The following is a 10,436-nucleotide window of genomic DNA, read 5'->3' on the forward strand; positions in this document are numbered from 1 at the left end:
AAGGTCGCGTGAATCGTATGATTTGCGCGGCTTTTCTATTTTGTGGAAGTAAAATTGATTGGCAGCAGGTTTGTCAACTCCTGAAATAAAGCAGGGCGCACTTACCAGTGCGCCCTGCTTTATTTTGATTCCAGGTTATCAATTACTGTACGATCAGCTTATGCGTATTGGTTTCACCATTAGCGCCTGCGACTACAATAAAATACATCCCTGCCGGCAATGATATTTCTTCTTTGATGTTGCCTGCTGGTGATTGCAGCCATTTTTGCAATACAGGCCGGCCACTTACATCGTTGATCTGTAAATGGAATCGGTTCGGTTTTTTGCTGCTTATTTCCACATAACACTTTCCTCCTGAAACAGGGTTGGGATATACGGTTGATTTAAACTGGGATACCGGTGTAGTATTAGTTTTCAGGGAGATACTATCTGCCTGTAATGCACTTGCTGCGATTACATTAAACGTATCCTGTATACACCGTGAGCCGGCAGTAGCATTATCCGACACCGTGTACACGGTAGTGCCGGCAACGGCGGTAAGGGTGATCGCGCGGGTAGTATCACCGGTACTCCATTTGTAGTTGCCTTTCCAGGAGGCGGTCAACGTTACATTTTGTCCTGCTGTTGTATTTACGATCGTTTTTTTGTTCACATCTTTCAGGATGGTAAACTTGTCTTTGATCGTATTATCTGCCGCAATAAATTTAGCATCCAGGCGATTGCCTTCAATCTCTACCAACAGCGATCCTCCGGTAGTTGCATTGGCATAATAAGACGAAGCATGTGGGAAAGAAGAAGAAGTGCCACCTACCTGGCCTGCAGAACCAGCTACTACATATACGGTGCCATGCAGTGTTTTGGCCGAAGGCGTGAGATATGGACAGGCATTGGAGCTACCATCATATTTAGCACTGCTGTTACTCACTGCATTGGTGGTAAAGGAGAAAGTATTTTCCAGTCCATAATGCCCTTTGATCAGGTAGGATCTTTCATAGTCATGGCTATGCCCATTCAAAATAAGATCTACCCCGTTCCTTTCCAGGATACGGATCACTTTCTGACGAATGGCAACAAGGTCGCTTTCTGTATCTGAATTATGGCTACCCATTGTATAGGGTGGGTGATGCCAGTAGGCGATGGTCCATTTGCGCGCATTGGCCGCCAGGTCATTTTTGAGCCAGGTTATCTGCGCACTTGAGGTATCATAAAAACGTTTATTGCTTTCTTCCCCATAGGCATCCAGGCAGATAAAGTGAATATCTCCATAGTCAAATGAATAATATTCTTCTTTGCCGGAAGCTACACCACCACATTCACCATTTGCAGGCAGGGTGAAGTTGGCCAGATAGGGGATGTTATGATCATCCTGCCGGGAAGAGTTGTTGGCATAATCATGGTTCCCGGGAGTAGGGAACAGGTATATATTTTTCAGCAGGTTATCTTTATAGATATTGAAGAAATTAGTTTGATATTCTCCGTCGGTACCTTCATCATAGGCGTTATCTCCCAGCAGCAGCCATACATCCGTTGGATTGCTGCCCATGTAATTCAGATAGGCGTTCCTTACATTGACCTGGTTGGATGAATTGTTTCCGCAATCCCCATAGGCAGCAATGCGGACCTTACGGGTAGTGGAAGGAGTGGGAGCCGTATTAAAATAGTTCAGCGCCGTAGCTTCTATTACGCCGGTGGTAGTACCTACGCTATAATAATATTTTGTATCGGCTAACAGACCGGTGATTCTCAGTTCATGCTCCGTCAGCGAAGTAGTATGCTGCACACTGTCTGTATACACCCCGAAGGTGGTCCCGTATTTTACTTTTCCTGTGGCCGCAATGCTGGTGCGCCAACGCACACTTACCGCTGTTTGATTACCCATCTGCAGATAAGGTCCACGGGTAATAGAAGGTAATGTACTGTTGGTAGTGCCTTTCAGTTGCAGGTCGAAGGAAATGTCGCTGCTGCTGGCACTGGTTTGATGGATTTCTACTGCAATGGTATTACTGCCTTCTACAAAGGCTGATGTAGCAATAGTAGCAGTTTGCACCGTACCACCATCATCGCTGGCATCAGTAGCGAGCGTGGTATACGAGATAGTGCCGGAAGGCAGATTGTTTCTTTTCACTTCCGTGCCGTTCACATAAATAACGATACCGTCATCGCGCCGGTATTCCAGCGTAAATCCCGTATAGTTATTCAGGTTAGTGATGCTGATTGTTTTACGGAAATAGGTGGTAATGTATTTGCTGGAGGAGCTACTGCCGTAACTGACAATGGTGGCTTCATCGCCATCACCATATCCCAGTTCTCCCGGACCCGATGCCCAGGTGGCGTCATTAAATGTGGCAGCTCTCCAGGCAGTGCCCTGGTTGGTGCCTTTGTCAAGATATTTCCAGGCGCTGCCAAATGGCAACAGCGTGGTTTGTGCATGAGCAATAGCCGCAGTACAGACAATAAAAAGCAGGGTTGCTACCAGCTTACAGAAGGTTAAACGATGGGTAATCATGTAGGGGCAGATTTTGGTTATAACATGAAATATAAATTAAAAATGCTTATCTTTTTAAGACTATTTTATTTAGACAACAAACCCTATGAAAGCCAATATTATAGCAATATTTTTGCTTTTTCCGATGCTCTCTTTCACTGCACCGGGGAAAAGAGTGAGGGGCAGCGCAGAAAGCACTGCGTTGGAAACCGCATTCAGGAAAGATCTTGGCGTTATCATCAGGCAGTTGACCAAGCTGGAAAAATCATTGTTGCAACGTACAACTCCCGCGCAGGTAAAACAGCATTTCTGTAATAGCAGGATCGCGTACAAGAAAGTGGAGTACCTGGTGGAATATTATTATCCGCATCTTTCTAAGATCATTAATGGCCCGGCACTTCCATATGCCGATGGTGAAAATTCCCTGTCGGTTATTGCTCCGCAAGGGTTTCAGTTACTGGAAGAAAAAATATTTACTGATGGACAACCGGTTCAGTGGCGGGAAGCATTATCTCTTACCAGGCAACTGCGGGTACAGTTTGTTCGTTTGCAGCAACAAACGGACCCTTATGGATTTATGGATGCTTACATTTTTGAGGCCATCCGGTTTGAAATATACCGAATCATTGCATTGGGCATCAGTGGTTACGACTCGCCTGTGGCGTTGAAGTCTATGTCGGAAGCAGCAGCAGCAATGCAGGGACTCCAACAGGCACTTGCCCTGTACGAGCCGGTATTAGCAGATAAAAATTTATATCAACAAACGATGAGCCGCCTGATGGCAGCAGAAATCTACCTGTCGCAACATCCGGGCTTTTCCGCTTTTGACCGTCTGCATTTTATCACTACTTATGCAAACCCCATCAGTACCACTATTCTTCAATGGCAGCAAACCTTGTTGTTGGAGTTGCCGGCAGAAAGAAAGATCCTGCTGCCCGGTGCTCCTCATTTGTTTGCAACCACTTACTTTCAACCAAATGGTTATTCACCGAACAATGAATCAGATCCTACTGCGGAGAAAAAGATATTGGGTGAGCAACTGTTTTATGATCCACGACTCTCCGGGAACCTGCAACGCTCCTGCGCCTCCTGTCATCAGCCGGGTAAGGCATTTACAGATGGACTCACCAAAAGTCCTTCACTGGATGGCAGCAGCACAGTAAGCCGTAATACGCCTACGTTGATGAATGTAGCCTTTCAATCAAAATTGTTTTATGACTCCCGCGCCAATTTTCTGGAAAGCCAGGTATTCGAAGTGGTGCATAGTAAGGTGGAAATGGGTGGTTCTCTTCCTAAAGCGGCGGATATTTTCCGAAAGGATAGCAGCTATAGAAAACTTTTTGCGGCTGCTTTCCAGGGTGACGCAAACATTTCTGCGGAAATGATTACCAACGCCATTGCGTCTTATCTGCGTTCACTCAACAGCCTGCAATCGCGGTTTGACCAATATATGAACGGTGACCCTGCTTCGCTCAGTGCCACCGAAAAAAAAGGGTTTAACATCTTTATGGGAAAGGGGAAGTGTGGTACCTGTCACTTTGCTCCTTTGTTTAATGGTGTAGCGCCTCCTTATTTCGCAGAGCCTGAATCTGAAGTATTAGGTGTGCCGGCAGATAACCGTACCCCTGCCCGGCTGGACAGTGATCCCGGTAAATACCTGTTATACCCGATCTCTATTTTCAGGTATGCATTCAAAACGCCTACCGTCAGGAATAGCGAGCTGACCGCTCCGTATATGCATAACGGTGTGTTCAGTAACCTCGAACAGGTCATCGACTTTTACGATAAAGGGGGCGGTGCGGGACTGGGCATAGGGCCAGCGCATCAGACATTACCGCGCGGGAATTTGCAGCTGACAGCCGTTGAAAAGAAGGCGCTGATAGCGTTTATCAGGTCATTAACAGATACGGTCAGCTATCAACAGACGGGGAATGGGTTATCAAAGAACAGGATATTGAAGTAGCCGGCATTTTACGGAATAATTTATTTTTGATATTTTCAATCTGATCCTATCTTTTTTAATTTAAAAACGGGGAATATGCACGAAGAAGTAAAGGCATATAATGATACTATGTCCCCTGCCGATAAAGCCATTTGCCAAAAGCTGGCGAAGGAAATTGATCAACACCTGGCGGGAGCAGAAAACAAGATCTGGCACCGGCATCCGGTATGGTTTCTGAATGGTAATCCTATTGTTGGCTATAGTAAATTGAAAGACGCCGTGCGCCTGTTGTTCTGGAGTGGGCAGTCTTTTGAGGAAGAGGGTTTGCAGCCGGAAGGTACCTTCAAGGCAGCGGAGGCCCGTTACACGGATGTAAAGCAGATAGACGCAGATTTATTGAAACGCTGGCTGGAGAAGTCCGCGAAGATTCAATGGGACTATAAAAACATCGTTAAGCGCAAAGGTATGCTGGAGCGACTGTTGTAGTTGCCGCCGGATATAGTTCCTTCGAATGTGTGCCCCTTATACTTTGGCGGGATGTAATAATTTCCTGCTCTCTTTACTCACAAATGTGATTGGCACGAACTTGTCTGTAGGTGCGCCGATATAATATACCATCCACTCCGGATCGTGGTGTGAGAGCATTTCACTGATACAATCTGCCCGGTGTCCCATGGGATTGGAGCAATCGTCCCAATAAAACAACTCTACCCGGTAGTGCAGTTGTTGCTTCTGGTTGTTGATGGTTACTTCCACTTCTATTTCCTGCTTACCCGGGAGTGGAGGAATGGGAATGACAATGTGACTCATGGTTTTGACATTATACAAGCACTTCCGCAAGAAGGTTGCCATATCAGAGCGATATGCAACATATATCACTTATGTATGACTTTTTTCTCTAACTGTTCATGTGCGGGCGGTGGGCGTCCGGAAACGGACAGTTGGAGGTGTGTCCTTATTTGTGCCACAAAAAAAATAGTTACTTTGCCCGCGATTCAATCGACAATTTATGACGAGCCAGGAAATGATCGCTTTTAAAACCAGTTTAAAACAAGCAGGCCACCTATTAATAACGGAACGTATTGCCATGGCCCAATCGGCTATTGATAACGCACAGGAGGCTGCTAACAGTGAAGGTAAAAGTTCGGCTGGTGATAAATACGAAACAGGAAGAGCAATGGGACATCTCGAAAAAAATATGTACGCACGGCAACAGGCAGAAAATCTAAAAGAGCTGGCCAGGTTACAGGAAGTAAATACAGACGTTATTTATACTACTGCTCAAACAGGCGCCTTTGTACGATGTAAAGAACAATCATTTTTTATTGCAGCGGGTTTGGGCAAACAACTGATAGATGAGCGGCCCATTTTTTTTCTATCTCCCTATACTCCATTGGCACAGGTGCTACTACACAAAAAAGCAGGAGATAGTTTCCTTTTCAATAAAATGGAAATAGTTATTCTTGAGGTTTATTAAAGTGAGGTCTTCTTTCTTTCTGCCAGCAGATCGTCTATGATAAATTGAATGTCTAGAAAGTGGTGAGCAAGGTTGGATATGATACTGTCGAGGTTTTCTTCATCAATCGCAACCCAGCCCTCCATCAGTGTTAAAGGGCCATAGTCCACACGTACGTTCGGCCATTTTTGCTCAAAGTTTTTGAATCTTAACCGGAAGGCATCTGCAAATTCACGGCTTTTAATTGAGTGACCCGCCAGCTGTCTTAATTTTAAAGCATGTATGTTATAATATAGTTTACCCTGCCGGATAGTGTCCTCGTTTAGCCAAACAGAGAAGAAGATGGATTCCTCGAACGGCTTTGCTGTTGTAGACGTATTGCGCCAGGATTGTTTCTGGATTTTCAATACGACCGAGTTTAACCATATACCAACTTTATATTCCAGTTTTTTTTGACTGAGGAGCTGCTTATCGGTGAGGGTAAGACTTTTTTCAAATTTATTTATATAGTAATTGGTGTCCATTATTGCTAAAGTACTTTTTTTTCCTGTATGCACAAGGAAGGTTGATGACCTTTTTCGTCAATGGGAAGGTTGGTTGCCAGGGTATTGCCAGGTGGCGCTGCCCATTGCAGGTTTTCCTACCTGATTATTCAAACTTCCATTTTCTTGGATATCCCGAACTTATTACTTTTATTGAGGGAGTAAAAAAAGAGTCATGAGAATTTTATCCCTATTGATATTTGTTTTTTTTATGGCTTCCTGCCAGCAGCAACAAATTGTGAAAGCTAAAACTACAGTCGATTCTATCTCGGACTATTTGAGCGAAAAAACCAAATATTTTTCTTTACCCTATAGGATAAATGTTACTGACAGTAATGAGTTATTTTTCTATCATAGTGAGCGATTCGATACTTCTTTATTGATTCATTTTAAGAAAGGAGGGAATGAGATACGGGGGATAGTGTATCAGGTAGTAAGGGGATATTTCCTGGTCGATCAGGAAGAAGATGAGCCACAGTTTTTTGAGGGTTATAGCTTTAAAATCGATACGATTCAATGGAAGAGCATCACCCATGCTGCCGATAGCTTGCTGATGACAGAACCAGGGCATAATTACGAACATGCGTTTGATGGCTCTGATGATGTTTTGGCTTTTAATTCAAGAGTAAGATTTAACGACACCAGACCAGATGACTCGCTATTATTAGGATATTTAGCGTATTTAAAAAGCACTTTGTTAAATCAATGCCTGGAAAAGAAACCCAAATGGTTTATAACAAAATAGCGGTTGTTAAGAAGACGTTCATTTTTTAATATTAATAACAGGGTATAAATTTTCCCAGAAAGCGTTTAGTATATGTTTAATTGGTTTAAGAAGAAGGCGTCTTCGGGGACAGCAAGCACCGTGGCGGAAAAGGGAAATGAATTATTTGAGCTGTTGGCAGCGCAATTGGCAGGAGTGATAGCTACAGATAGAGAGGAGCTGTTTAAGGGAGCGCGGATAGCAGCAGAGAAGGGGATTGTTTATATAAAACGATTCAATATTGAAATACATTGCCATATCGTCAACCAGCAACAGCATCCGGAAGTGATTGTTTATTGCCTGGGATTTCTTATCAGGATTGATGGAGTAGAAGTATTTTATGACGAATTAGCGGCTATTGGCGTCGATCCTTTCGCAGCGATGTTGGATGGTGCAGCATCATTTAATGCGGGTTTTTTAGATGGGTTTTTCCGCTCCTTTTTTGGATGTTATGAACCGTCCTTCGATCTAAACGATATCCCGGGTAATAAATTTCACCTGGTATACAGTGCTTTGCAGGTACAGGGGGCATTTAAAGAAGATGATTCATTAACGCATGAAGGGCTTGTCAACATTGTGTTTCCGCTGATAAAGGATCTTTTTAGCCAATTTGCCTGTCAGGAGGAATATACATTTGAAAACTATTATTGGATTAAGATCTATTTGAGCAGACAGCCGAATGGCAGCTTTATCGGAGAATGTAACTTTAACAATCAGGAGTGGGCTGCCGGGCTACAGACAGTAGTGCAGGAGGACTATGAAAAATGGAAAAAGACAGACAGCTTTCTGGCAAAAAAACAGTTTATATTTCTTAAAAAGTGTGGAGTATGTTGTGTTAACAACCTATAAAAAAATAATCCGGGCAATCCTGCCCGGATTATTTTTTTATTTTACAGTGAATTTAATCTTTGTATGTTCCCACTTCACACATGGCTGCAAACTGTTCCCCGTCATAAGAACTTTTCATATTCAGTTTGAAGTAGCGGAAATTTTTTGTGGAAGAAAGCATTATATTTTGTGGATTGGTGCTTTGTGCCAGGGTGAAATCGCCCTGGGAAGTCCAGGTAGTATTGTTGTTACTGGTTAAGATTTCCACCACCTTCACCATTCTGCTGTCCCGCTGTTTGAAAGTAAACCGGTTCACATCCAACGCCTGACCCATGTCGACGGTGATATAATGCGGATAGCTGGTGGCACTGGTTGACCACCGGGAGTGCCAGAAGGTGCTACCGGAGCCGTCGATGATATTGATGGCGGCGCCATTTTCGCTGGCCGTTTCCTGGGAGCTATAGGCAGCTACCGTCCAGCCGGTTTTATCATATACCGCCTTATCGCCGAAGGTGATAACGGGGACGTCATTCACGAAACTATAGGCAGCGACATAATTGCTGATGCTACCGTTTTCGTGGCATAGTCTGATGGTAAATTCATAATTGGTATTTCCCTTGTCTCTGAAATCGCTGACAGGCATAACGATACGGAAGCTGTCGGTGCCAATAGGCTTAGAGGCGAATGTTACGGAGTTATAGCCGCCGTTATCGTTACCGGTATTGCGGTTGTAATAAGCGATGTCCTTTACTGCTTTAGTGGCTGAAAACTTGCCTGAAACGATGATGCTTGCGGAGGCGCTATTATACTGTGCATACACTTGTTTAACCTGGCATCCGGGATCAGTGTACCAGTCAGTTCTGGTAACAGTACTGAATACCTGGCCATTTGCCAGTATCGCCGCATCTGCCGGTGAAAAATATGTAGGTGCTTTTCCGAATGTATAATTACCAGAACCCATTAATGTGGTGCCATATAAGATATTTTGGGATTGGGCACCTCCGTTATGTGGGAGGTTAATGCCGTGTCCCATTTCATGTGCCATACCACCAATCCATTTGGTAGAAAATTTATCATCGGGTTTACCAAGATTGATTGTATCCAGACCGGTATAATCCAATGCGAAGCACCAGCGACCGATTCCATAGAATGGTCCGCCACTGGGATCTCCATTGGCGCCGTAGGAGTAAGTGGGGATGACAACTATAATATGATCGCTTTTTTTCTCGGTGGGATGCGCAGCGAAGTAAGCATTTACTTCGGTCATAACAGCACCTGAGCCGCCGTCATATGGATAGCTGCTTTTTCCCTGTTGTCCGCGTATCAGTGATATTTTCAATTGGCCGCTGGAGTCTGTTTGCAGTCCCATTGTTTTGCCGGTGTGTCCCCATTGGTTCATCCATTTGGAGGTGAAATTCTGCATATACTGGAATACGCCGTTTAACCTTGCCCGATAGCCTGGCACGGTATCAAGATCTGATGGAATAAAATATACTACGTTCAGCATATATGTTCCATTTGCAATGCCATTGACGGTTGCCAATGGCTTTTTCGTATCAATTTTCTGAAGATTGGAAGATTCAGACTGCTTTTTACAGCTGAGCATTGCCAATGTAAGTGCTGTAACAGCCACCACGAGTTGGGAGATTTTGGTCATTGTTTACTGTTTAGGATGAAGAATTACGGTTTTTTCAGATAGTATGTTAATTTAAGTGCTACTGGAATTTTTAAATGTCTGGGAGAGAGGAAGTGACAGATTATGGGGAGCTGGTATTCCACCCGGGTCGATAAACATATAGTGCCAGCTCCTGCAGTCAATTCATTGTTCTATCTAAAAATAAGGAATAATTTAATTTCCTGGTAAGAATTTTTTGGTCTCTATATATTTGATTTAATTTTGAAACCGCTATTGAGAATCAGGGCTTGTGTGCATTCAACAAATCATTTTCAGCAACAATGATTCCGTCTTCATCACAATAAATAAAATGATTCGGGATAAAGTCAATATTGGCAAAATTGATAGTGATGCCGGTATCTCCTTCATTTTTCTTTCCGCTTTTTATGGGAATTACGTCCAGCGCTTTTAGCCCGATAGGTAATTTAGAAATGGCCACGCTATCTCTGATGCAGCCATAAATAATAACGCCGTTCCAGTTATTTTTAATGGCCAGTTCAGCGATATTATCGCCCATTAGGGCGCAATTTTTTGAGCCGCCGCCATCTACTACCAGCACTTTGTTAGTGCCATTTGTTTCTAAGGTTTGTCTGACGAGGGGGTTGTTTTCAAAGCATTTTAAGGTCACAATTTGTCCATGAAAGGATTTTATTCCACCAAAATCTTTGAATCCGATGGGTAAGGCTACTTTGATTTCTTCGCTGAATTCATCACAAAGGTCTGTTGTTGGAATGTGCATATGGTT

Annotated in this window: 10 protein-coding genes; 5 read left to right on the top strand and 5 right to left on the bottom strand. The window is 43.7% G+C overall.

All coding sequences use genetic code 11. The features are described 5' to 3' along the window. Nucleotides 1–142: 142 nt before the first annotated feature. The gene (locus AC1DP6_RS12070) at nt 143–2,506 is read right to left on the bottom strand and encodes a metallophosphoesterase (protein ID WP_477055034.1); all 2,364 of its coding nucleotides are present in this window, start codon (nt 2,504–2,506) and stop codon (nt 143–145) included. Nucleotides 2,507–2,591: 85 nt separating this feature from the next. Between AC1DP6_RS12070 and AC1DP6_RS12075 the strand changes: the two genes are divergently transcribed. Together AC1DP6_RS12075 and AC1DP6_RS12080 are read left to right on the top strand one after the other, a co-directional pair. Beyond that, complete coding sequence (locus AC1DP6_RS12075; RefSeq protein WP_477055035.1) at nt 2,592–4,448, top strand: cytochrome-c peroxidase; 1,857 nt, start codon at nt 2,592–2,594, stop codon at nt 4,446–4,448. Nucleotides 4,449–4,523: 75 nt separating this feature from the next. Next, entirely contained in the window at nt 4,524–4,913 is a 390-nt protein-coding gene (locus AC1DP6_RS12080) for a DUF1801 domain-containing protein (RefSeq protein WP_477055036.1), read from the top strand. A 36-nt stretch (nt 4,914–4,949) separates the two neighbouring features. Here the strand turns inward: AC1DP6_RS12080 and AC1DP6_RS12085 are convergent, their stop codons facing one another. After that, on the bottom strand, nt 4,950–5,237 hold the full coding sequence (locus tag AC1DP6_RS12085) for a hypothetical protein (protein ID WP_477027265.1): 288 nt from the start codon (nt 5,235–5,237) through the stop codon (nt 4,950–4,952). A 199-nt stretch (nt 5,238–5,436) separates the two neighbouring features. Between AC1DP6_RS12085 and AC1DP6_RS12090 the strand changes: the two genes are divergently transcribed. Beyond that, nucleotides 5,437–5,904, top strand: a complete 468-nt coding sequence (locus tag AC1DP6_RS12090) for a hypothetical protein (protein ID WP_477055037.1) — start codon at nt 5,437–5,439, stop codon at nt 5,902–5,904. On the opposite strand, the gene AC1DP6_RS12095 is transcribed toward AC1DP6_RS12090, so the two are convergent. Then, complete coding sequence (locus AC1DP6_RS12095; protein ID WP_477055038.1) at nt 5,901–6,407, bottom strand: hypothetical protein; 507 nt, start codon at nt 6,405–6,407, stop codon at nt 5,901–5,903. The genes AC1DP6_RS12090 and AC1DP6_RS12095 overlap by 4 nt on opposite strands. A gap of 193 nt (nt 6,408–6,600) precedes the next feature. On the opposite strand from AC1DP6_RS12095, the gene AC1DP6_RS12100 reads away from it, so the two are divergent. Both AC1DP6_RS12100 and AC1DP6_RS12105 read left to right on the top strand, forming a co-directional pair. Next, nucleotides 6,601–7,170 (top strand): hypothetical protein, encoded by a 570-nt coding sequence (locus AC1DP6_RS12100; RefSeq protein ID WP_477055039.1) that lies wholly within the window; start codon nt 6,601–6,603, stop codon nt 7,168–7,170. A gap of 72 nt (nt 7,171–7,242) precedes the next feature. After that, nucleotides 7,243–8,037 carry a DUF6348 family protein gene (locus AC1DP6_RS12105; RefSeq protein WP_477055040.1) on the top strand — a complete coding sequence of 265 codons (795 nt, stop codon included), beginning with the start codon at nt 7,243–7,245 and terminating at the stop codon, nt 8,035–8,037. 52 nt (nt 8,038–8,089) lie between these two features. Here the strand turns inward: AC1DP6_RS12105 and AC1DP6_RS12110 are convergent, their stop codons facing one another. Together AC1DP6_RS12110 and rraA are read right to left on the bottom strand one after the other, a co-directional pair. Continuing rightward, entirely contained in the window at nt 8,090–9,673 is a 1,584-nt protein-coding gene (locus AC1DP6_RS12110) for a discoidin domain-containing protein (RefSeq protein ID WP_477055041.1), read from the bottom strand. 259 nt (nt 9,674–9,932) lie between these two features. Continuing rightward, the coding region (gene rraA / locus AC1DP6_RS12115) for a ribonuclease E activity regulator RraA (RefSeq protein WP_477055042.1) at nt 9,933–10,436 on the bottom strand (504 nt) is incomplete at its 5' end.

This window comes from Chitinophaga sp. 01L420 (assembly GCF_056399985.1).

Excerpts from the sequence above, each read along its gene's own strand:
- AC1DP6_RS12070 (WP_477055034.1), bottom strand. The coding sequence starts at position 2,506 with ATGATTACCCATCGTTTAACCTTCTGTAAGCTGGTAGCAACCCTGCTT.
- AC1DP6_RS12075 (WP_477055035.1), top strand. The coding sequence starts at position 2,592 with ATGAAAGCCAATATTATAGCAATATTTTTGCTTTTTCCGATGCTCTCT.
- AC1DP6_RS12080 (WP_477055036.1), top strand. The coding sequence starts at position 4,524 with ATGCACGAAGAAGTAAAGGCATATAATGATACTATGTCCCCTGCCGAT.
- AC1DP6_RS12085 (WP_477027265.1), bottom strand. The coding sequence starts at position 5,237 with ATGAGTCACATTGTCATTCCCATTCCTCCACTCCCGGGTAAGCAGGAA.
- AC1DP6_RS12090 (WP_477055037.1), top strand. The coding sequence starts at position 5,437 with ATGACGAGCCAGGAAATGATCGCTTTTAAAACCAGTTTAAAACAAGCA.
- AC1DP6_RS12095 (WP_477055038.1), bottom strand. The coding sequence starts at position 6,407 with ATGGACACCAATTACTATATAAATAAATTTGAAAAAAGTCTTACCCTC.
- AC1DP6_RS12100 (WP_477055039.1), top strand. The coding sequence starts at position 6,601 with ATGAGAATTTTATCCCTATTGATATTTGTTTTTTTTATGGCTTCCTGC.
- AC1DP6_RS12105 (WP_477055040.1), top strand. The coding sequence starts at position 7,243 with ATGTTTAATTGGTTTAAGAAGAAGGCGTCTTCGGGGACAGCAAGCACC.
- AC1DP6_RS12110 (WP_477055041.1), bottom strand. The coding sequence starts at position 9,673 with ATGACCAAAATCTCCCAACTCGTGGTGGCTGTTACAGCACTTACATTG.